This window comes from Vallitaleaceae bacterium 9-2, from assembly GCA_038396585.1.
In the GTDB taxonomy this organism is placed as follows: Bacteria; Bacillota; Clostridia; order Lachnospirales; family Vallitaleaceae; genus UBA1351.
Map to the genome: position 1 here is coordinate 2,261,496 of CP121691.1, position 22,554 is coordinate 2,284,049.

At 38.0% G+C, this 22,554-nt stretch carries 20 protein-coding genes and 1 pseudogene; all 21 read right to left on the reverse strand.

The genetic code is table 11. The features are described 5' to 3' along the window. Positions 1–31: 31 nt before the first annotated feature. Complete coding sequence (locus QBE53_10660; protein ID WZL80266.1) at positions 32–736, reverse strand: nuclease-related domain-containing protein; 705 nt, start codon at positions 734–736, stop codon at positions 32–34. Between the two features lie 86 nt (positions 737–822). Continuing rightward, positions 823–2,085, reverse strand: coding sequence for a phosphoribosylamine--glycine ligase (gene purD / locus QBE53_10665; GenBank protein ID WZL80267.1), 1,263 nt, complete (start codon positions 2,083–2,085; stop codon positions 823–825). A gap of 25 nt (positions 2,086–2,110) precedes the next feature. Then, a pseudogene (gene purN, locus QBE53_10670) lies at positions 2,111–2,708 on the reverse strand (phosphoribosylglycinamide formyltransferase). Continuing rightward, complete coding sequence (gene purM / locus QBE53_10675; GenBank protein WZL80268.1) at positions 2,702–3,721, reverse strand: phosphoribosylformylglycinamidine cyclo-ligase; 1,020 nt, start codon at positions 3,719–3,721, stop codon at positions 2,702–2,704. Before purM ends, purN begins: the two are co-directional and overlap by 7 nt. Before the next feature lie 2 nt (positions 3,722–3,723). Further along, positions 3,724–5,148 carry an amidophosphoribosyltransferase gene (gene purF, locus QBE53_10680; protein ID WZL80269.1) on the reverse strand — a complete coding sequence of 475 codons (1,425 nt, stop codon included), beginning with the start codon at positions 5,146–5,148 and terminating at the stop codon, positions 3,724–3,726. Next, the gene (locus QBE53_10685) at positions 5,149–5,862 is read right to left on the reverse strand and encodes a phosphoribosylaminoimidazolesuccinocarboxamide synthase (GenBank protein WZL80270.1); all 714 of its coding nucleotides are present in this window, start codon (positions 5,860–5,862) and stop codon (positions 5,149–5,151) included. A gap of 16 nt (positions 5,863–5,878) precedes the next feature. Next, positions 5,879–6,403 (reverse strand): 5-(carboxyamino)imidazole ribonucleotide mutase, encoded by a 525-nt coding sequence (gene purE / locus QBE53_10690; GenBank protein ID WZL80271.1) that lies wholly within the window; start codon positions 6,401–6,403, stop codon positions 5,879–5,881. Then, positions 6,400–7,563 (reverse strand): 5-(carboxyamino)imidazole ribonucleotide synthase, encoded by a 1,164-nt coding sequence (locus QBE53_10695; protein WZL80272.1) that lies wholly within the window; start codon positions 7,561–7,563, stop codon positions 6,400–6,402. The genes purE and QBE53_10695 overlap by 4 nt, the downstream gene beginning before the upstream one ends. A gap of 271 nt (positions 7,564–7,834) precedes the next feature. Next, positions 7,835–8,191 carry an MmcQ/YjbR family DNA-binding protein gene (locus QBE53_10700; protein ID WZL80273.1) on the reverse strand — a complete coding sequence of 119 codons (357 nt, stop codon included), beginning with the start codon at positions 8,189–8,191 and terminating at the stop codon, positions 7,835–7,837. Positions 8,192–8,288: 97 nt separating this feature from the next. Next, positions 8,289–8,954, reverse strand: coding sequence for a hypothetical protein (locus tag QBE53_10705; GenBank protein WZL80274.1), 666 nt, complete (start codon positions 8,952–8,954; stop codon positions 8,289–8,291). Positions 8,955–8,956: 2 nt separating this feature from the next. Further along, positions 8,957–11,011, reverse strand: coding sequence for an aminopeptidase (locus QBE53_10710; protein ID WZL80275.1), 2,055 nt, complete (start codon positions 11,009–11,011; stop codon positions 8,957–8,959). A 103-nt stretch (positions 11,012–11,114) separates the two neighbouring features. Further along, complete coding sequence (locus QBE53_10715) at positions 11,115–12,203, reverse strand: radical SAM protein (GenBank protein WZL80276.1); 1,089 nt, start codon at positions 12,201–12,203, stop codon at positions 11,115–11,117. Further along, positions 12,190–12,915 (reverse strand): hypothetical protein, encoded by a 726-nt coding sequence (locus QBE53_10720; GenBank protein WZL80277.1) that lies wholly within the window; start codon positions 12,913–12,915, stop codon positions 12,190–12,192. The genes QBE53_10715 and QBE53_10720 overlap by 14 nt, the downstream gene beginning before the upstream one ends. 80 nt (positions 12,916–12,995) lie before the next feature. Further along, the gene (locus QBE53_10725; protein WZL80278.1) at positions 12,996–14,414 is read right to left on the reverse strand and encodes an SPFH domain-containing protein; all 1,419 of its coding nucleotides are present in this window, start codon (positions 14,412–14,414) and stop codon (positions 12,996–12,998) included. A gap of 12 nt (positions 14,415–14,426) precedes the next feature. Further along, positions 14,427–15,071 (reverse strand): hypothetical protein, encoded by a 645-nt coding sequence (locus tag QBE53_10730; protein WZL80279.1) that lies wholly within the window; start codon positions 15,069–15,071, stop codon positions 14,427–14,429. 140 nt (positions 15,072–15,211) lie between these two features. Continuing rightward, the gene (locus QBE53_10735) at positions 15,212–16,552 is read right to left on the reverse strand and encodes a CoA-disulfide reductase (protein ID WZL80280.1); all 1,341 of its coding nucleotides are present in this window, start codon (positions 16,550–16,552) and stop codon (positions 15,212–15,214) included. 65 nt (positions 16,553–16,617) lie between these two features. Beyond that, the gene (locus QBE53_10740; GenBank protein ID WZL80281.1) at positions 16,618–17,031 is read right to left on the reverse strand and encodes a Fur family transcriptional regulator; all 414 of its coding nucleotides are present in this window, start codon (positions 17,029–17,031) and stop codon (positions 16,618–16,620) included. Between the two features lie 26 nt (positions 17,032–17,057). Next, positions 17,058–17,216 (reverse strand): rubredoxin, encoded by a 159-nt coding sequence (locus tag QBE53_10745; protein WZL80282.1) that lies wholly within the window; start codon positions 17,214–17,216, stop codon positions 17,058–17,060. A gap of 104 nt (positions 17,217–17,320) precedes the next feature. Next, on the reverse strand, positions 17,321–20,221 hold the full coding sequence (locus tag QBE53_10750) for an insulinase family protein (GenBank protein ID WZL80283.1): 2,901 nt from the start codon (positions 20,219–20,221) through the stop codon (positions 17,321–17,323). Beyond that, positions 20,218–20,718, reverse strand: a complete 501-nt coding sequence (locus tag QBE53_10755; protein WZL80284.1) for a GAF domain-containing protein — start codon at positions 20,716–20,718, stop codon at positions 20,218–20,220. The genes QBE53_10750 and QBE53_10755 overlap by 4 nt, the downstream gene beginning before the upstream one ends. A gap of 282 nt (positions 20,719–21,000) precedes the next feature. After that, positions 21,001–22,551 carry a bifunctional phosphoribosylaminoimidazolecarboxamide formyltransferase/IMP cyclohydrolase gene (gene purH / locus QBE53_10760; GenBank protein ID WZL80285.1) on the reverse strand — a complete coding sequence of 517 codons (1,551 nt, stop codon included), beginning with the start codon at positions 22,549–22,551 and terminating at the stop codon, positions 21,001–21,003. Between the last annotated feature and the right edge of the window lie 3 nt (positions 22,552–22,554).

Here is a 22,554-nt window from a genome sequence, read left to right on the forward strand (position 1 = left end):
GGATGTCATATTTGGTATGACATCCCTTTGTTTAATCTAATTGTTTTAATGCATTTGCAATATTTTCTTGTACTTCCTGTGGTAAGTAAACCCCTTGTTCATTATAACGTTTGATGTAGTCAATAACTAAAACCGGATCATTAATAATCTTGACATGACGACTTTCAATATTCAAAATACAATCGTTGGAAAAATAAAGAATTGGAAACGCTTTTTGATAAAAGCCATTTTTTCTTAGGAAAATGTCCATCCCTTTTTTGTGGCCACTAATCTGTTTAATTGGATTATACATCCGTTTATAGTATTTATCTCCACTTCGACTGGTTTTAATCTTTTGAATATATGTATCATCTTCTCGCCCTTTTATTTCGCCAATAATGTGCTTGCTCTCCATAATAAAAAGACCGTTCGTTCCAATAATGACAAAGTCTATCTGACTTGATTTTTTCCCATCAATAAGATGTACATCGCTTAACACTTTATAACTTTTGGGTAATTTACTTAATAAATCTAGTGATTCTTTTTCGCCTTCAAGACCAAACTTTAATATCTCAATGTGGTTCATAATCATCATAATCCATATAATCATGGCACCGATGATAATGAGGGAGAGATAATAACTAAGCTGTAAAGCCAAGACGGATAGGATAATCAACGCCATAGCACCACTTAGTTTTGCATAAGCCTTGCGAATGTCCGTGCGCAAATGATTTGAGCGCTTAACTATTTCTGCCATTCAACAACTCTACTTTCTTTTGTGTCGTTTATATCAATCATCTTTCATTATACAAGAGGATTGTCATTATGACAAGAAATCATTCATTACTTTTTAATACCAATATCTGAACGATATTGTTTATCTGTAAAGTCTACTTCCAAAACAGCTTCATAAGCCACCGCTCTAGCTTGTTCAATATCTTGCCCAAAAGCCGTCAAACCAAGGACACGACCACCATTTGTCACAAATTTATCTTTTTCTTTTTTGGTTCCCGCATGAAAAACAATAAGATTGTCTTTTTGCGCTTGCTGTTCTAGCCCTGAGATTTCATATCCTTTATGATAGCTTACAGGGTAGCCTCCTGAAGCTAGAACCACACAGACAGTAGCACGAGGATCCCACTCAAGTTCAACCGTATCAAGGCGACCATCAATTGCCGCTTCAACAACATCCACCAAATCCGTCTTAAGCCTTGGTAAGACAACTTGAGCTTCAGGATCACCAAATCTGGCATTATATTCTAAAACTTTAGGGCCATCTTTAGTTAACATAAGACCAAAGAAAATAATTCCTTTGAACGCACGACCTTCTGCTTTCATTGCATCCAATGTTTTTTGATATATATGTTGTGTACAAAAATCATGCACATCTTGGGTATAATACTTACTTGGAGAAAATGTTCCCATGCCTCCAGTGTTTAAACCTTCATCATTATCAAATGCACGTTTGTGATCTTGGGCACTAATCATTGGAAGAATATGTTCTCCATCACAAAAAGACAGCACGGATACTTCAGGTCCTTCAATAAATTCTTCCACAACAAGTCGATCCCCTGCTGCTCCGAACTTTTTGTCGACCATAATATCCTTAATGCCTTTTAACGCTTCATTGAGGTTTTCACATATCAGTACACCTTTTCCCAACGCTAATCCATCTGCCTTAAGGACAACCGGATATTGACATGCTTCAAGATACTTTTCCGCTTCTTCCGCTTGTTCAAAAACTTCATAGCCTGCAGTTGGAATGTTATATTTCTTCATTAAATCTTTGGCAAAAACCTTACTTCCTTCAAGCATTGCCGCATTTTTTGTCGGTCCAAAAACACGTAGTCCTTTTGCCTCAAACGCATCAACAACTCCCAGCATCAAAGGATCATCCATCCCCACAATAGTTAAATCTATCTGATTACTTTGAGCAAAGACAACAAGGGACGTAACATCGGTCGCCTGTATATCTACACATGTTGCAATCTCTCCAATTCCACCATTGCCAGGCGCGCAATAGATTGTATCAATTCGAGAATTTTGTCGCAGTTTCCATATGATTGCATGTTCTCTTCCACCACTTCCAATAACAAGTACTTTCATAAATCACCTTTCTTAACTTATTCACTTAATCGATCAAACCATTCTTCAAAAGTATTAATAGCTTTTGGCAATAGCTTCCATTCCGCTTCTTCCATAATGCGTTCTTGTAACAGCTTAGGTGTGTCATTCGCATAAACCGGTACACATTGCTGATATAAAATCGGACCATGATCGGTAATTTCATCAACCACATGAACTGTTGCCCCTGAGATTTTCACTCCACGTTCTAATGCTGCTTCATGCACTTTAAGTCCATAAAAGCCATCCCCTGAAAATGCAGGAATCAATGACGGATGGACATTGATAATTCGGTTTTTATATTGACGGATCACCTTTTCATGTAAAATTACAAGGTAGCCTGCTAAGACAACAAGCTCCACTTCATGTTCTTGTAGACAGTCAATCAGCGCATCTGCAAATGCTTGTGCCACATCATAATCTTTTGGACGTAGGCATTGTGTTTTGATTCCATGCTGGCGTGCACGCTCTAGTGCGTATGCATTTTTACGATTACTGATCACCACTTCAATGGTTGTATCTGTAATTTCTCCGGCTTCAATTGCGTCAATAATAGCCTGCAGATTCGTTCCACCACCGGATACCAACACTGCAATTTTTAGCATAATGAAACTCCTTTTTCGCCTTCAATCACACTACCTATAATATATCCTTTTTCATTGATGCTTTCAAGTGCTTCGAGGACTTTTTGCTGATCGACGTCTTTGACAACCATAATCATTCCTATGCCCATATTAAATGTATTATACATATCTGTATCTGATAAGTTGCCCATGTCTTGCATTAATGTAAAGATTGGGTGTACAGGCCATGAACCTTTTTTGACTTGTGCATGTGTTGCATCTTTTAACATTCTCGGAATATTTTCGATAAATCCTCCACCTGTAATATGGCTAATTGCTTTAATTTTTGCAACCTTTTTTGCCGCTTTAACTGCATTGACATAAATCTTTGTAGGTTCTAATAAAGCTTCCCCTAATGTTGTTCCTAGTGCATCGATATGCACAGAAAGTTTTTCCGGATTCGGATCAAACAGTTTACGAACAAGTGAATACCCATTACTGTGTATTCCTGAAGAAGGAAGTCCAATCAATATGTCTCCAGCTTCTAATGACGAGCCATCAATCACTTCTTTTTTATCCACAATCCCAACGGAAAAACCCGCCAAGTCATATTCGTCTTCCGGATAAAAACCTGGCATCTCTGCTGTCTCTCCACCAATGAGTGCAGCACCTGATTGCTGACAACCTTTTGCAATACCACTAACGATTGTTGCTATTTTTTCAGGAAAGTTTTTACCACAAGCAATATAATCTAGAAAAAACAACGGTTCTGCACCTGAACAAATAATATCATTAACGCACATAGCAACACAGTCAATACCAATGGTCTCATGACGGTCCATATCAAAAGCTATCTTAAGCTTGGTTCCAACCCCGTCTGTTCCCGATACTAAAATCGGCTCTTCCATTGAAAACTTTGCCAAAGAGAACAATCCGCCAAAGCCTCCAATATCATCAACCACACCATCTCGATGTGTTTTTTTCACATGCTCTTTCATTAATTCTACCGCTTTATATCCAGCTTCTACATCAACACCAGCTTCTTTATAATTCATTGTTATATCTCCTCATTTTCAATACGTGTTGGATATTTTCCATTAAAACATGCTGTACAAAAATCACACTTGGTTCCTTCAAGGGTTGTACGAAGTCCCGCTTCGCTAATAAATCCAAGTGTATCCGCTTCAATCAACGCACCAATTTCTTCTATTGAAAGCGTTGACGCTACAAGTTTTTTACGTTCCGGTGTATCAATACCATAAAAACATGAGTGGGTCACTGGTGGTGAACTCACACGCACATGTACCTCTTTTGCACCCGCTTTTTTTAATAAACGCACGATATGTTTTGATGTTGTTCCTCGAACAATCGAATCATCAATCATAATCACACGCTTGCCTTCAACTTGAGAGCGAATAGGGTTAAGCTTTAGATGAACACCTAGTTCACGTAAAGATTGATCCGGTTGAATAAATGTTCGCCCTACATAGCGGTTTTTCATAAAGCCATCAACAATCGGTATGCCTGATGCATCTGCATAACCATGTGCTGCTGATAGTCCTGAGTCTGGCACACCAATCACAACATCAGCCTCCACTGGATGTTCCTTGGCCAATACTTGTCCTGCTCGGTATCTTGACGTATAGACTTCCAGTCCTTCCATCACACTATCCGGTCGCGCAAAATATATATATTCAAAACTACACATAGCAGATTTTTCAGCTGCATTATCCACCATGATAGAGCGTATGCCGCTTTCATCCACAACAACAATCTCTCCTGCTTTAACGTCTCGTATCAGTTCAATGTCAAGCGCATCAAATGCACAGGACTCAGAAGAAAATACATACGCCCCATCTTTTTTCCCTATAACTAGAGGGCGCATTCCCAGGGGATCTCTTGCTGCAATCAGCTTATGGGGCGTCATGACAAGGAGGGCATAGGCACCTTCGATTTCATGCATGACATCTACAAGCGCATCTTCAATCGAACTATAGCGAATACGTGCTCGCGATAATAATGCTGCAATCACTTCAGAATCTGTTGTCGTTTGAAAAATTGTCCCTTGATCTTCAAGGCTTGTACGTAATCTTTTTGCATTGGTCAGGTTCCCATTATGGGCTAATGCCATATGACCTTTGGTATATTTAATCACTAATGGTTGAGCATTTTCTGCTAAACTTTCACCTGCCGTTGAATAGCGCACATGACCGATAGCCGTATGTCCTTTGAGATAATCCAGAACGACATCGTCAAAAATCTCTGTCACCATACCCATTTCTTTACGATAAAGAATGGTTCCATTGTTGTTTACCGCAATCCCGGCACTTTCTTGTCCCCGGTGTTGCAGTGCAAAAAGTCCATAATATGTCAGACGTGTCGGGTCAAAGTTCGCCCCATCTTTATAGACGCCAAAGACGCCACATTCTTCATTTAACTTATCGTCTAAAAACAGTTCATCCATCAATGTTTTTGCCTCCATTTAGTGCTCACCTAATAAGCGTTTTAACACTTCTTGATACGCTTGTTCAACATTACCCAAATCTCTTCTGAATCGATCTTTATCGAGTTTTTCATTGGTCTTGCTGTCCCAAAAACGGCAAGTGTCCGGTGAGATTTCATCAGCAAGGATAACTTCACCATCACTTGTACGACCAAACTCAATTTTAAAATCAATTAATTCAATACCAACCGTTTTGAAATGGTTAATCATGAATGTATTAATGGCAAAAGCCATCTTCTCTATAACCTCTAGTTCCTCTTGTGTCGCAAGATTCATCGCTTTGATGTGGTAGTTATTTATCATCGGATCCCCGAGTGCGTCGTTTTTGTAGCAAAACTCCAATACCGGGCTACTTAACTTTGTTCCCTCTGCTAATCCAAGACGTTTGCTTAAGCTTCCGGCAGCTATATTACGCATAATTACTTCCAGTGGAATAATCTTTACACTGCGAACTAAAGTTTCTCGATCATTTAATGTCTGGACATAATGTGTCTTTATTCCCTCTTGTTCTAAAAGCGACATCATATGATTACTCACTCGATTATTAACCACACCTTTTGCTTCAATGGTTCCCTTTTTCTCACCATTAAATGCTGTAGCATCATCTTTGTAGCTGACAATCAACAAATTAGGATCGTCTGTTTTAAACACTTTTTTTGCTTTACCTTCGTATAATTGCTCTCTCTTTTCCATGAGACCTCCATATAAATTATATCATTGCATTATAGTTATCATATCCAGATGCTTCTAAACGTTTTGCCTTGTTTTCAACCATTGTTTCTAACTGTTTTTTATATGTATCAATACGGTTTGCAATCATCGGGTCTTTAAGGGATACGATTTGAGCCGCTAAAATCCCCGCATTTTTTGCACCATTAATGGCTACGGTTGCTACCGGAATTCCCGGTGGCATCTGAACAATTGAGTACAAAGAATCAATTCCAGACATCGTCTTGGTTTTTACCGGGACCCCAATCACAGGAACTGAGGTCAAAGATGCAACCATTCCTGGTAAGTGCGCCGCTCCACCAGCACCTGCAATAATGACATCAATGCCATTATCTCTCGCTGATTTTGCATATGTATACATCCGATCCGGTGTTCGGTGAGCCGAAACCACCGTAAGTTCATAGTTCACTTGTAGTTCATCTAAAATCTTTGCAGCTTCGGACATGACCGGCAAGTCCGAGTCGCTTCCCATGATAATTCCAACCTTTACTTTAACAGACTTCATTCGTGTTCCTCCCCTTTTATATTTATCGCATTATATGCTGTTCTTGCCTTCATCAATGCTGTATCGACATCATCGCAACACACGGTGATATGCCCCATCTTTCTATAGGGTGACGACGTTTTTTTTCCATAGATATGCACCTTTACATCGTTATCTTGATAAGCTTTTACAAGTCCGCTAACGACTGTATTGCCATAAGTTTTTTCTTCCCCCAGCAAGTTCTTCATCACTGTTGGCGCCCGTAACTTACTACTGCCAAAGGGTAATCCTGTAATAGCTCGAATATGCTGCTCAAACTGTGATGTCACACACCCTTCAATCGTATAGTGACCTGAGTTATGTGGTCGTGGAGCCACTTCATTAACTAGTACTTGCCCTTCTTTTGTTACAAAAAGTTCAATACAAAACATACCTACGCCATGAAAAACATCCATTACTTTTTTGGCAATATCAAGAGCATCTTGATAGGCATGTTCTTCAATTTTTGCCGGAACAAGCGTCTCGTCCAATATACTATTCTTATGATGGTTTTCTCCCACCGGATAAATAACAATCTCACCTTCGATACCTCTACATGCTAATACCGATACTTCCTTTTCAAAGGAAACCAACCGTTCGACCATTAAGGGAATCTTCCCTGCTCCTAGTTGGTCATAGGCTGTTTTTAACATATCTTTTGATTCAATCAGTGCATTGCCTTTTCCATCATATCCGCCACATCGAGCTTTTAACATCGCTTGGCCACCATAGATATTCATCGCCTCTTCAAGTTCTTTAAACGATTCAATATTCATATAGTCCGGAACCAATATTCCGGCTGCACTTAGGGTATTTTTTTGTAGGAGTTTATCTTGGATTAATAGAAGTGACTTTGGCGAAGGATATATGTTATAACCTTCATCTTCAAGAATATTAAGAAACTTAGCGTCAATGTGTTCAAACTCATAAGTGACTACATCTGAACGCTCGGCAAGTTGACGAATCGCATCACGATCATCAAAAGCTGCCTGTATGTGTTCATCTGAAATCGCGTGGGACGGACAGTCCAAACTTGGGTCAAGGGTTATACAATAAAACCCCAGACGTTTTGCATCAAGAATCATCATCTTTCCAAGCTGTCCACCACCGATAATACCGATTTTCTTTGCTAAAACATTCATAATAAACCTCACTGTGTTTGTCAGACGTCTTTTATGGTTATTTTACAAGGATTTAGGCACGAAGTCAATAGCTTTTCCGAACATTAATCGTCTTTTTGATAAAATCATTCGGTATCCATCTGTTAAAAGCTTATATCTTCCGACTTATTGGACTTGTTGACAATTGTTTTTTTGTCTATAAAAAACTCAAGGGTAGCAAAAAGCGGATAGCCATAGCTATCCGCCTAACGTCTTAACATGCAAGTTCAAAAATATTATTGCGAACATACATTTAGCCAAGAATCTCTTTTTTAGTTTTTTTAGGTAACGCATCAAAAATAAGCTGATAGGATTTATCAATCATATCTTTTATGATTTCTGATTCAACCGAACCATCAAGATACACCGAATTCCAATGTTCTTTATTCATATAGTATCCTGCAGTTATGTCCTCATACTGCTCTCTGAGAAAGTATCCATCTTCTGGCAAGAGCTTTAGCGTAATAATCGGTCTATCTGTTTTATCTTTTCCCTGTAATGCAAACATTTTATTACCGACCATGCACTTTGTTGCCTGCCACTCTTGTTTATATTCTAATATTGCACCCTGTTTTTCACTACAGTATTTTTCAATCCAAGAATATTCCATACTATTTTCTCACCTCCAATAAGACTATACATATCATAACACTATTTTCACATTACTGCATTGTAAAAATCAGACAGATTCAAAGCGCATATGCAGTTTATTCAAACATATATTGTAATACTTTGGCAATGTTTTCTTCATTGTCTTGATTGGAGAAGATGCCCATATAATAGGTTTCTCCTTCCGGCAACATACCTTCGAACATTGGAAGTTCTGTAACATCGACTAAGTATATGCTATCACTTTTTATCTCTTCGGTCGTTGCCCCAAGTTCTTTGGCGGTATAGTAATTATCTTCAGGTAAAGTAATTAGCCCCTTCTCGATATAGTCATCCAGCGGTTTCATCATTCCTTGATCTAAATATCTTGAATAATTTTCTCCGACAAAAACTAAAATATCAAAGTCTCCTAACGTGCTTTTCCCCATGATTTTTGTTACATTGGCCATCTGCATATTATAATCAATGCCTTCTTCAATATTAAATGATTCAATGGCTGCGACTTCACGCTTTAAGTCATCACTCACAAGTGCACTTAGCTCATCTGTCAAAGCATCACTTTTTTCTGTATCCATGGCATATGTAAATATACTAAGGTCAAAAACAATATCTGCTGGTGGATTGAAAATATAATGATTTAATACCCAAAACAGCATCATCGCTCCAATAATTCCACCAATGATATGTAGCTTATAATACTCCCAAATATGATCAATCTTATCTTTTCGGCTTAAATCATCATAATCTATGAGTCGTTTTTCCATAGCTACACCTCGATTTCATCCAGTGGATCATTAAGTTTGGCTGTTCCTTCAAGAACAAATCGTCCTTGTTGAATAATTGGTATCTCTTTTTTATCATGGGTGATAACGACAATCGTATCCAATTCGTCATAAGGAATAGTAATATCCGTATGTCGATAAAAATATGCTTTTTCTCGATCCGTCTTACGCAAACAAGAAATCGAGTTATCTCTGGCAACGATTTCTCTACCATCCGGATTTTTCACCGGAACATCTTCACTTTGCTTATAGCACGTATCCCCAACAGCAAAATGCGGTCCAGTCTTTTCACCTATTAAAATCGGGAGGATTTTTTCAATATTATATTTACGTGCCATCGCATATGCTTTGGTGTTGGTTCCAATCGCAAATTCACCTAATGGTAAAAAATTATGCGGTTCTGTAATATTCGCCCGAATATATTCTCTATTTTTCTCATCTTCAGCATAATTTTTACATGTATAATCGGTCATCATTCCATCGACAAATTCTATTGCAAGGTCTTTATACTTTAATCCATTAAGGTATACTTCTTTGACATGTAATGTTCCATGGGTTCCTTCAAGTTTTGGCGATGTAAACACTTCACCTACAGGGACATTAACATCTGCAGTACAGTTATTGAAGTTCGTCTGCTTTGTCACATCGTCTAACGCATTCAGTTGAATAACCAATTGAGTACGGTTATCGTTACGTCCTGTCACCCGTACCGATTCTCCCATATCTAGCGCTTCTATGATGGTTTGTTGAATCTCCATGTACATAGCTTCATCCAATGTATTCACTTCTATCGTCTCATCAAAAATAGCTTCAAATTGTTCACCGATACTTGGTAGTGGATAGGCATTAATGGTAAAACTCCATTCACTACTTGGAAGGTATTGGTTAAATAACGTCTGATAATCACTTGTAAATTTTTGCTTTAACGCCTGTTGTTCTTCACTCAGGCGAAGCGCCGTTTCTTTCATCTCAGGCTCAAAAGGTTTTTCCCCAAAGACTTCCATAACTGCTGGACCTGCATAGCCTTTGATCAATGCTTCAAATTCATCGAATATGTCTTTTTGATGTGCCATAAGCCCCTCATAGTAGGATGCATCTACAAAAAGTGCCTCGTCAAAACGATGATCAATATAGTTTTGCGGATTAGCAAGTGTATTGATTAGCCTTGGTCGCAAAGACCCTTCTAAATCATATCGAACAATTGGTTCTAAACCATAGGCTTTAAAATTATCAACGGCACGTGCGATAACAGGTTCAAACCCAAGTTGATACGCTATCTGCACAGTTTTTTTATGTTTGATGTCGACCTCATTTCGCTCATAGCCACGAATAAAAGCCTCTGTAAAAGTATCTGCCATTTTTTGCAGTGTAGCCTCATCCGATTTTTTGAAATATTCAAATAATCCGTATTCATTGTCACCGATATACATTCCATATTTATAGAGGTATTTTTCATCGGCAAAGGTTGATTGGCACACCATCTGACTATATACATCAAAGTTTGGATCAAATGCACGATATGTATTTAAGCGTAATTTGTCTTCAATATCTTTCATTGCATGTGTTTTTATTATGTGCACCAATTCATCAACTGAAGTCGTCGGTTCATCTAAGAGTTCTTTTGCTATTGCAACAAAGACTTCTGCCGTCCACATAATCGACACCGCACGGTGCTCATATGCATAAGGTATGGTCAAACGCATTTTTTGATAAAGATAACTAAGGACTTTACCCAAGTCTTCGCCAAATATATCACGGCATACATCTGGATTAGCATAGCTTGTCACATAGTTCTTTGGCAATAATTCTTCATTTTGCTCTTGGTTTATGGCCTTTAGCTGCTCCAGAGTATGTGTGTCATAAAAAGATATTGACCACTCTTTTTCAAATGCTATACTACGTAAAACTAATTCTGTACTTTTTTGAATATATAACGCAATAGCATCATTCTTTTTTTTGCTTTGATTTTGTAGGGTAATTAGTTGTTGCTCAACTTCTTCCCTTCGCACTTCATACTTTTGATTTAATTGATTAATCATGATAATCCCTTCTTTATGTCATTATGTGATTTCTATATAAATTAATGCTTATGTTTATTTAATATGATACCACATAGATTTATCCCTATCTATTATTTTTTTATTAAAAACCAATGCGGTTAAACGTTGCCACCCACTCTTTTTGTACATCACCTAGGGTAATCTCCATCGCATTAAGCTCAGGTCTCACTTGAAGACGGTACGCTTTTCCCACATACTCTTTTAAAAACTTTTCGATTTTTTCCTTATTCACCTTCTTGTGTCCAATTAACCTTTGAACAATTGCCTGATTAGCTCCAATGAGCAAAGGCGAATCCAATAGTCTAATTCTTTCATGATACGTCTTAACAACATGAACAAATACTTCATAGGCACAAGCATCCATTACTAACTCGCCAAAAGCCGGATGGTAGGGACCTGCCACAAAAGCACCTGCATTAAGTTCTTCATTGGCTTGTAGCCCAATACGAATTATATCAATATCTGCCTCAAGAATTTTCGGCAACACTTGGGCTACCATGGTCACCGCTTCTTCGATCAAGAGCGGCTGATACTTCCCTTGCATATATAGATGTTCCAGTTCTGTATGTGTAATCACCAATGTCGGATATATTCGTAAGGTCTTGGGTTGTATTTGAATTAGGCGTTCAATAGTTGCTTCAAAGCTATCCTTGCTATCGCCCGGAAGCCCTAACATGACCTGCAGTCCTAGTTCAATACCGGTTTCACGAATCAATCGAACCGCTTGATATACATCCTCAACCGTATGATTTCTTTTCGATAGTTCAAGGACTTTGGGTTCTAAGGATTGTACTCCAAGTTCAATGGCACTTACTGGATAAGCTTTTAGAAAACCGAGTATCTCCTCAGAGATATAATCCGGTCGTGTTGACATACGTATGCCTTTTAATCCATATTGTTTGACATATTCCGTGGCAATCTCTAAATAAAACTTTTGAACTTTTGGATCAATCCCTGTAAAGCTACCTCCAAAAAAAGCAATCTCTATGTCCTCATGATCACCACCTGTTCTTAGGTAGGCTTCGATTTTTTGTCGTAGTTGTTGTTCATCACATACATTATGATGTTCTCCGCTGATGTGACGTTGGTTGCAAAACACACAATCATTGGGACATCCTAAGTGCGGTATAAAAATCGGTATATTCATCGTTCGTTTTTTATTTGTTATCATGCGTGCATCCTTCCCAGAAAAGAATTGATCCAATATCGGTGAGCCTTGTGCCGGGACAATCAATAATCTTCATTCTTTGTTTTTTAATAAACGCCTCTATTATATGATAATCCGGATGCTGTTTCAAGTCACCGTTAAAATACACGGTACGCCCCACAACGCCACTAGCACCTCCGATAAACCCATAATCTTGTCCTTCTAAGTGAATATGTCCCTGCCTGATTGTTAACACCTCAATCCCCTCTTGCTTTAACCGCCTAGCCATGCCTTCATCTGAAGTAATGGCATGCTTTTGGTCTAATTGCAGCAGACAACACCTGGCATAACCTTGATTCGTATGAAGATATTGAATCCTTTGTTCTTCTAGATAGGTACGTACAAGGGGATGAGTATAATCTCTATGATGTACAAACACACCTTCTTTATAGGCCCCATTCAAAAAAACAGTTGCCGGATAGCGATCTGTAAGTGGTACCTCAACAACTGTGACACAATGAAGTTCATGCTCTTTGAGCTTCTGATAAAGCTTTAATTGCTTAAACGTCAATGAATCAATAAATAATTGTTGCTCAATCGGAAGGATTCGAATGTCCGGATGGCTTGCAATGGATGGATAAAGCCGTGCATCTTTTTCGATTGTGATGCATTCGAATTTTTCTTCGAGTTGATGTAAAAGTTGTTGTGTAATATCTTCAGATACGAATACGTACATACTATTTCCTTCCTATTTGCACATGGGCAAAGCCATCTCAAACGAGATGGCTTGCACCTTATAGAACACATATAGTCTTCTTATTCTTCATCAATAGCTTTTTCAATAGCCGCTTTTTCAGCAACAGCTTTTGCTTCCATAACTTCTTTATTCTTACCAAGATAGGATGGTAGCTCCATTCCAGCCATATCAAACATTTCGTTCATTGGTGGAATCGACTTCATTAATCCCGATAAAAAGTTTGCCGTTGCGGGCTTTCCGTTTTCACCGTTCATTGAATCCCAAACGGTAACTTTATCAATCTTAATGTTTTTGATTGCTTCAACTTGTACTTTAACAAGATCTTCCATCTTATCTGCAATTAGCAATCGAATTGCATCGTCCGAGCCACCAGCAGCCTCAACCATGGCTCTAAAACCATCCGCTTGCTTACTAAGGACTTCAAACGTACCTCGCGCTTGCGCTTCCATTTTTGCATAGATTGCGTCTGCTTCACCTTTTGCAAGGCGTCTAGCTTGTTCAGCTTCGGCTTCGGCTTCTATTTCAAGGCGACGTTTATCAACTTCCGCAAGTACGATAATGTCTGCTTCTTTTGTTGCTTTTTCTTTTTGCGCACGTGCCATTTCCGCTTCACGTTCTGACTCATAAGCTTCTTTTAAGGCTAACGCCGCTTGAACTTTTTCTGCTGCAGTTGCTGTCCTTAAAGCTTCTGCTTCTCTTTGACGTTTTTCAGAATCTGAGTTCGCAATCGTTACACGTGCCTGGTTTTCACCTTCAATAGCCACTGAGTTCGCTGCCGATACGCGAATACGTTCGTCACGTTGTGCCTCTGCCTGACCGATAGATCCATCACGGTCTTTTTCAGCCACTGATTTTTTCGCATCATTAATCGCTTTGGCTGCTGCTTCTTTTCCTAAGGCTTCAATGTATCCTGATTCGTCCATAATATCGGTTACGTTCACGTTAATCAAACGCAATCCAATTTTTTTCAATTCAGACTCTACGTTGCGTGATACAGCATCTAAGAATTTGTCACGGTCCGTATTGATTTCTTCAATATCCATTGTTGCAACAACAAGACGTAACTGTCCAAAAATAATGTCTTTGGCTAATTCTTCTATCTCAGCAAGCTTTAGTCCAAGTAAGCGTTCCGCAGCATTTTGCATCACACCGGCTTCTGTTGAAATCCCTACTGTAAATCTTGAAGGAACATCAACACGGATGTTTTGTTTTGACAATGCATTACGCAAATCAACATTAATGGATATAGGTGTTAAATCTAAAAACTCATATTGTTGAATCACCGGCCAAATAAATGCTGCTCCACCATGGATACATTTTGAACTTGTATCCATGCCATCAATACTTCCCACTTTACCATAAATAACTAAAATCTTATCCGATGGACACCGTTTGTATCTTGTTAATAATGCTGCTAATGTTGTAAATAGTATCAGTACAATTACAACTATTAGGATTAAAACTTCAAATTCTCCCACTATACTTACCTCCTAATTTTTCTCTACGATTAGTGTATGGTCTGACAATAATCCAATTACCTTGACGGTCTCTCCTGTCTTAATGGGTGCATCGCCTTTTGTCATTGCACTGCACTCAATCAAACGTTCTTGAACTGTCAGCATGACTTTTCCTTTCCCCTGATTGTTTGGTGGAATCGTCAAGTATACTTCGCCAGTTTTTCCAATTGCATTTATATACGCAATATTACCGCTGGATTGAAGCTTTGTCATAATATAGAATAGATATCCTACAACAAACATCGCTGTTAATCCGGCAAGTGTCGCACCTATCACAGCAACAACTGTCGAACTTTTTCCTGCAAGGATTGCACCTGTCCAACCAAAAATCGAGAAAAATGCAATTAACCCTCGAAATGTAAAGAAACGAAAATCACCAACAAATCCATCTGAAACAGTATTTGCATCTTCTAGATCCACTTCAAAAATCTCATCCATGTCTCCAAACGAAGTGACGCCTTCGCTTCCTATTCCATCCATGCCATCCATCTCTCCATCCATATCGGATAGCCCTAGCATTGAAAAAATCGCTTGAATCACTAAAATAAGCGTTGCCGGAATCGCAATTGTATAAAAAATCTGCTTCAGCAATATGAGTTCATCCCACCATTCGATCATAGTCTCCCTCCTTTTCTCTTGTCCTATTTTGTTATACATTGGTTATTCGTTAAGTCTTTTTCATTATAAGCCAAGATATTTTTAAGTACAAGTTATAATGTATATCTTATACATCTTATTGCTTCAACTGTCATCTCATGTTATTTGATAACATTAGCCACAATATGTGTTGCGTCCCATGAACCGGAAAATGGCGGCGCATAACATAAGTCAATCATACTATACTCATCCGCTGTCATTTTGGCAAAAATAGCTACTGCAAACATATTGATCCGCATGACAACATCATTTTCTCCTACACCTTGAACGCCTAGAATTTGCTTCGTATCTGCATCATAGATCACTTTAAAGACAATCTGATGCTGGGTTTTATAATATTTAGGGTGGTCATGTGCTTTAATTATCTTACTCTTTGCCACAAATCCAAGTTCGAGTGCCTCATCTACAGTTAAACCTGTACGTGCTAGTTCTAAGTCCATGACCTTAATTGCCGCCGAGCCAATTGCTCCCGCAAAACTCTCTTGACCTCCGGTAATATTGATTCCAACCAGTTTGCCGCACTTATTAGCGGTAGTCGCTAGAGGTTGATAAACATTTTTTTTCTTTTGGAAATGATATACTTGTGCACAGTCTCCTGCCGCATAGACATTACTTACCGTTGTTCGCATCTGCTGGTCAACAACAACCGCACCATTATCTGCCAAAGCAATCTTTGACTTTTGTAAAAACTCCGTATTCGGTTTGATACCCACTGACATAATAACAAAATCCGTTGTGTATCCTCCTTGGTCGGTTTCGACATAGTCAACGATGCCGTCTCCATTACGGTCTTTAAATTTAACCACTTTTTCCTTCAGCTTAATATCAACCCCGGCTTCAATCAAAGCATTATGGGCATGGGATGCTATCTCTTCATCAAAGGGTAATAATATCCGATCTTGAAGTTCAATAATCCGTACTTTTTTGCCAAGTTCAACCAAGTTTTCAGCAATCTCAATACCGATATAGCCTCCACCGACTACCGTCACTTCTTCAACCGTCTTATCCATAATGCGCTCTTTTATTTCAATGGCATTTTCTAAGGTTTTAAGGGGCAAGATATTTTGAAGCTGGTGACCTTCAAGTGGAGGTAAAATAGCATGCGCGCCTGTGGCAATCATTAGGCGATCATAAGATTGTGTAAATACTTCGTCCTTTTTTAAGTCATGCACTTTAAGGGTTTGCTCATCTGTATCTACTGCGATGACTTCATGATATATATGTGCCATAATTCCAGAATCCCTAAATTGCTCTTGGGTTCGAATAATTAACTCTTCATAGCTTTGATGCTCATTACCTATATAGTAAGGCATGCCACATCCACCATAGGATACAAAACCGCCTTTTTCGTATACAATAATCTCAGCATCTTTATCTTCGCGTCGCGCTTTGGCTGCTGCGCTCATACCAGCTGCAACTCCGCCTATAACAACTATTTTCATAAATAACCTCCTTCATTTCGTGCAAGAAAAGCGATTCTCTCGAAAGAAAATCGCTTTTAACCTTTTTACATTTTTTCTAAACAGTCTTTACAAATCCCTTTTAGAAATACATGTCTTTCTTCAATTTTAAAACCATTTATCTCTTCAATCTGTGCGCGTGGTTCCTGAATCTCAAAGTCAACAATCTCTTCACATATACTACATTGAAAGTGACCATGCTCTTTGAGTATCAAGTCATAACGCATCTCTGTCCCACTTAAATTAATCACATTAATGATATGATGTTCTTCAAAGATTTTTAACGTGTTATAAATCGTCGTCTTTGAAAGTGTTGGTATTGTCGTAATAAGTTCACGATATATACTCTCAACTGTCATATGATTGCCTTGATTAACTAAACATTCGTAGACTTTAATTCGTTGATAGGATGGTTTAATATGATGTGCATTTAAAAAATCTGTAATTTCTGTCACAGTCATAAAATGCACCCTTTCTTTTTCAGCTCTTACGCTTCTTCAAAATCCTCTTTACCAACTCCACATAATGGACATACCCAATCCTCAGGTACATCATCAAAAGAAGTTCCAGGCTCTACTCCGTTATCTGGATCACCTGCTTCAGGATCATAAATATAACCACATACTGTACATACATATTTTTTCATAATGTTACCTCCTAATTAATTATTAGTTATAAATCATTCTTAATTTGTAACCATTACTTTCTTAATATATCGCATGTTAATTTAAATGTCAACATCCAATCCTATTACAAAAGTGTTCGCACTGCTTCAAACCGTTCTTTTTCTGCTTCAATTTTGCCTTCATTACCTAGAACACAGCACATTGGCTTAACAAAAATCTTTTGGTACATTTCACGATAACTTTTAAGTGTCTCTAATGTTGTATCTAAAATTTCATGTCGATTATTCAACACATCGTCATGGGTAATCTCTGAAAAGTACATGGACATCATCTTATCATTTTCCATCGTTGGCGTTAATGGACGATCAAAATTACTCATGGTCCCAATGATATATTTTGTTAACTCTTTTTCACTTAAATCAAGTGTTTCAATAAATTCTGCCACACCTTGATAGACATCCATGGTTTTGCCTAAATTTGGATCTCGGTAAGAAGAAAATGTCAACATTCCGTTACGACTCACCCCCGAAAAGGCACCATATGCTCCGCCTTTGATACGCACTTGATTCCATAAGTAATTTAGACTAATGATTGTATTTAAAACTTTAAGTGAACCTTGATAGTCAAAGCCATGTTGCTTAAAATTGCCTACCATCGCTACATATTGTACATCCGAAATTGTTTTTATCCCTTCATTTATTGGAGTGGAAAGCTCAACCACTGCTTTTTCCATCGTTCGCTTTTTGTTTGGTAGAGAAAATACAAATTCATTGGTATGGTTAAAAATCGTATTGCGATATTCGCCGCTTGCTGTAATGGCAAGTGTTAAGCCATCATTTGTTATAATACTTTCTAGGATTCTTTGCATGAGGATTCCAAGCTCTTTCAAATCCTCATCCGAACGTGATTGCCAGTCACACACTTCATCATAAAAGCTTATACCTTGAATATGTTCTTTATAACTACCGCTGGCACTCATATAACTTTGAGCCCGAAGTGTAGCACTGCTATGCCCCCTTGATTTTAAGCTCATCTGAAGACGTGACTTGATTTCATTTAACAATTCACGCATACGCTTTACTTCATCAAAACGTGTCTGCGTAATAATTTCATGGAACAATCCATACATCTGTCCTAATTGGTCAACAAAACTTTTTCCAACAACTTCTAACATAGGCGAATAGTATTTAACCGAATCTTTATGATCATATACAGAAAGTTTAATATGGATACCGCCTGTGTTTTTGTTGATTTTGTCCGATAGTAGTCCATAATGATTTTTTTCTGTACTTAATTGTACAAGGAACTTTGTCAACATACTTAATATAGCAAGCTGTTCTTCACTAACATGGGAGACATCAAAGGCAGCTTTAACATAGACAATATCTTTACTTTGTGCCTCTCTAAAAAGCACTTTTGTGTCATCAAGCATATCTGTCGTATAAGTAAATTCCTTTTTGTCCCTTGGAATATCTTCAAGCGTTAGCTGTGGAAGCTTATCTAAGTCTTCTTGGGTATCTGGTGCATCTTGAAAACGAATAAGTTCCTGTGTATATTCATATAATGCTTGACGCTCTTGTTCTGACAAGCTTTGTTCATATGTTTCCAATTGTTTACGAATCACGTCTTCCTTGGCCGCATTAAAAGCTTTATTTGGTTTTAATGTCAAGTATACTTTATGGGGATTATTTAAAAAGTATCGTTCAATAAGCTGTTCAAACAAGCCTTCATCTGCTTTTTGCTTCAAAGTATCAAACAAATCATCATAGTAATAGTGAACAAATGGGTCTTCATCATATAACCATGTCTCTAAGGTCTTGATGGCATAGATAACCCCTGTAGGATATTGCCCAAAATCAGCCTCTTTGACACGAAACTCAAATTTGTTAATCGCTGCCTGTAGCTTATCTTGATCAAATCCATCCTTTACAATACGGGCCAAAGTCGTCTCTATCACATTAACAAAATTATCTTGCTGGTTCGCATCACTATTTTTTGCAATAATGGAGAAGTTGCCTTCACGTTTACTATCATCATAGCTTGAAAATACATCTTCACCAATCCCTGCATCCAATAAAGCTTCCTTAATCGGAGCTGCAGGTGCATCCACCAATAGATATTCTAAAATATCCATAGCCATACTCTCAACAACATACTTGGATTCATCAAGCAACACATTATAACTTAAATATGTACGTTTATCCATGGGTTCGTCTTCAGCAATCGGATAGTCGCCCTCAACTTTTTTAGGCGCAGCATAACGTTGCATCAACTCTATCGCTGAATCTACCTGACGATACTCAAAATTTGATAGGTACATGCTATCAAGGCGTTCAAGCTCTTGTTCCACATCCATATCTCCGTAATAATAGATATAACTGTTTGACGGGTGATAATAGTTTCGGTGAAATTCCAAAAAATCCTCATAGGTTAAGTTGGGTATATCCATAGGATCTCCACCCGATTCAACGCCATAGACATGCTCTGAAAAAAGCTCTGCTTGAATTGAACGTAATAAGGTTTGTTCCGGTGATGAAAAGACGCCTTTCATCTCATTATATACAACCCCTTTATATTCTACATGCCCATTGACATCGTCAAGTTCATAGTGCCACCCTTCTTGATCGAAAGTCTTTTTTTCCGTATATATATTTGGATAAAAAACTGCATCCAAATATACATCCATCAGGTTGTGAAAATCTTTTTCATTGACACTGGCTACCGGATACATGGTCTTATCTGAAAAAGTCATTGCATTTAAAAAAGTATTTAACGACCCCTTGGCCAGTTCAATAAACGGATCTTTTACCGGGTATTTTTTTGAACCACATAATACAGAGTGTTCTATAATATGGGCTACCCCTGTACTGTCCTTGGGTGGCGTTCTAAATGCAATAGAGAATGTTTTATTATCATCTTCTGTGGAAATAAAGCAAATCTTTGCTTTGGTCTTGTTATGTTGATAAAGGTATCCAACACCTTGTAAATCATTTAGTTTCTCTTGTTTTAATAAGGTATAACTCATTTGATGACCTCCCAATTGCATCCATCACTTACGTAACGGGCTATTTTTTCAAGTTCTTCTTGATCAGTTGCATTAAATCGGTTAAGTATGAGGCTATCTATATCTAGGACCGCGATAATTCTTTGTTCGTGATAGAGTGGAATGACGATTTCAGAATTGGTATCTCCATCACATGCAATATGTCCCGGAAACTCATGTACATTCATAACGCGTTGCGTTGATTTCTCCGAAACTGCTTTACCACAAACACCTTCGCCTAATTTGATACGAATACATGCAGGCTTTCCCTGAAAGGGTCCAAGGACCAATTCCTCTTCTTTTAAAAGATAAAACCCAGCCCAATTCACGTTATCCAATGTGTTGTATAGTAAGCTGGCTACATTGGCAAGATTAGCAATGGGATCTTTTTCTTCATGAAGTATCCCTTCAACAAAATTGTATAGCGCTTCATAGAAACTTTTTTGATTTTCATTTTTTATGGATGAAATGTCAAACATTTTACATCTCCTTTATTTTTTACATCTAATATTCTTAAAATAACTATCTTTTTCATTATATCATTGAATATAAAGTAAAAAAAGACCTTACGGCCTTTTTTTACTTTGATGAGGGGAGTATAAATAATTAATAAGGGTTATAGTCTAGTCACAAATGTGCTAGTGCACGAGAAAGGATGACTAGCTATATTTATAATCTATCATATATTCGTCTCGTATACAAGTCCCTTATATAAATTTAATCAAAATTTCACTTTTGGTCTTTTTGTTCATTTTTGCTCACTAATGTCTAAAATGGCGCATTCCCGTAAAGACCATTGCAATACCATACTTATCACATGCATCAATAGATTCTTGATCACGCATGGATCCTCCCGGTTGAATAATACAAGTGATTCCCGCCTTTGCTGCTGATTCTACAACATCTGAAAATGGGAAAAATGCATCTGAAGCTAATGCTGCCCCTTGTAAAGCTTCTTCCCCAAGGGCTTCTATCGCATGGTCAATCGCCTGGTCTGCCGCCCAAATACGATTTACTTGTCCAGGACCTACACCAATTGATTGTTTTTCTTTGCCTATGGCAATACCATTCGACTTAGCATACTTAACAATCTTCCACGTAAACTTCAAGTCTTCCATTTCCTCTTGACTTGGTTGTCGCTTAGTGACAATTGTAAGCTCTTCACCAAAAAGTTTGGCATCAATGGTTTGAACTAACAATCCACCACTGACTTTCTTCAAATCATAAGCTGTCTCTGGTTGTTTTTTATCAATATCTTTTAATTCTAACAAACGAATATTTTTCTTTTGTTTAAGAACTTCAAGCGCTTCTTGCGAATAACTAGGCGCCACTACAATTTCGATAAAGATTTTATTGATTTCTTCTGCTGTCTTCACATCTATCTCTCGGTTTGCAACAATGATGCCTCCAAAAATAGATTTTGGATCGGAAGTATACGCCTTCATATAGGCATCATAAATAGTATCTGCACTTCCCACACCACATGGGTTTGCATGCTTACATGCTACAACTGTGGGTTCATCATACTCTTTAGATAATTCAAGAGCACCGTTGGTATCATTGATATTATTAAAACTCAATGCTTTTCCATGAAGTTGAACTGCATTGGTCAAGAACCCTTTTGTATTACCGATTTCCTTGTAAAACGCAGCTTTTTGATGTGGATTTTCACCATAACGCATATCCTGAACTTTCTCAAAAGTCATTGTCATTTGTTCCGGTAGTTCTTTGGCTCCGCGTTGCTTACGCATATAGTTAGCAATCATTGTGTCATATGCACAAGTGTGTTCGAACACTTTGCTACTTAGGTAAAAATTTGTATCTACCGAAACTTTTTTATTTGTTTTTAACTCTTCAAGAACAACTTCATAGTCCGCCGGATCAATGATAACAGATACGTCTTGATAGTTTTTAGCTGCCGAACGTAACATTGTCGGTCCACCGATATCAATGTTTTCAATAGCTTCTTCCAACTGAACTCCTTCTTTTAAGATGGTTTGTTTAAAAGGATATAGATTTACGACAACTAAATCAATAGGTGTCACTCCAAGCTCTTGAATCTGCTTCATATGCTCTGTATTACTTCGCATAGCAAGAATTCCTGCGTGAATGTGTGGATCCAATGTTTTGACACGTCCATCTAGACACTCCGGAAAACCTGTCACATCACTAATGCCTATAACATCAAGACCAGCTTCTTGAAGCTTTGTCTTTGTCCCTCCTGTTGAGATAATTTCTACTCCAAGTTCTGATAATCGTTTGGCAAATTCTACAATACCTGTTTTGTCTGATACACTGATTAATGCGCGCATAAT

Bases quoted from the DNA above. Each gene is read 5' to 3' on its own strand.
- QBE53_10755 (WZL80284.1), bottom strand. From the start codon at position 20,718: ATGTTTGACATTTCATCCATAAAAAATGAAAATCAAAAAAGTTTCTAT.
- purE (WZL80271.1), bottom strand. From the start codon at position 6,403: ATGAAGTCTGTTAAAGTAAAGGTTGGAATTATCATGGGAAGCGACTCG.
- QBE53_10745 (WZL80282.1), bottom strand. From the start codon at position 17,216: ATGAAAAAATATGTATGTACAGTATGTGGTTATATTTATGATCCTGAA.
- purF (WZL80269.1), bottom strand. From the start codon at position 5,148: ATGGAGGCAAAAACATTGATGGATGAACTGTTTTTAGACGATAAGTTA.
- QBE53_10715 (WZL80276.1), bottom strand. From the start codon at position 12,203: ATGATAACAAATAAAAAACGAACGATGAATATACCGATTTTTATACCG.
- purH (WZL80285.1), bottom strand. From the start codon at position 22,551: ATGCGCGCATTAATCAGTGTATCAGACAAAACAGGTATTGTAGAATTT.
- QBE53_10695 (WZL80272.1), bottom strand. From the start codon at position 7,563: ATGAATGTTTTAGCAAAGAAAATCGGTATTATCGGTGGTGGACAGCTT.
- QBE53_10735 (WZL80280.1), bottom strand. From the start codon at position 16,552: ATGAAAATAGTTGTTATAGGCGGAGTTGCAGCTGGTATGAGCGCAGCA.
- QBE53_10740 (WZL80281.1), bottom strand. From the start codon at position 17,031: ATGACTGTGACAGAAATTACAGATTTTTTAAATGCACATCATATTAAA.
- QBE53_10720 (WZL80277.1), bottom strand. From the start codon at position 12,915: ATGTACGTATTCGTATCTGAAGATATTACACAACAACTTTTACATCAA.
- QBE53_10750 (WZL80283.1), bottom strand. From the start codon at position 20,221: ATGAGTTATACCTTATTAAAACAAGAGAAACTAAATGATTTACAAGGT.
- QBE53_10705 (WZL80274.1), bottom strand. From the start codon at position 8,954: ATGGAAAAACGACTCATAGATTATGATGATTTAAGCCGAAAAGATAAG.
- QBE53_10685 (WZL80270.1), bottom strand. From the start codon at position 5,862: ATGGAAAAGAGAGAGCAATTATACGAAGGTAAAGCAAAAAAAGTGTTT.
- QBE53_10660 (WZL80266.1), bottom strand. From the start codon at position 736: ATGGCAGAAATAGTTAAGCGCTCAAATCATTTGCGCACGGACATTCGC.
- QBE53_10700 (WZL80273.1), bottom strand. From the start codon at position 8,191: ATGGAATATTCTTGGATTGAAAAATACTGTAGTGAAAAACAGGGTGCA.
- purM (WZL80268.1), bottom strand. From the start codon at position 3,721: ATGAATTATAAAGAAGCTGGTGTTGATGTAGAAGCTGGATATAAAGCG.
- QBE53_10710 (WZL80275.1), bottom strand. From the start codon at position 11,011: ATGATTAATCAATTAAATCAAAAGTATGAAGTGCGAAGGGAAGAAGTT.
- QBE53_10730 (WZL80279.1), bottom strand. From the start codon at position 15,071: ATGATCGAATGGTGGGATGAACTCATATTGCTGAAGCAGATTTTTTAT.
- purD (WZL80267.1), bottom strand. From the start codon at position 2,085: ATGAAAGTACTTGTTATTGGAAGTGGTGGAAGAGAACATGCAATCATA.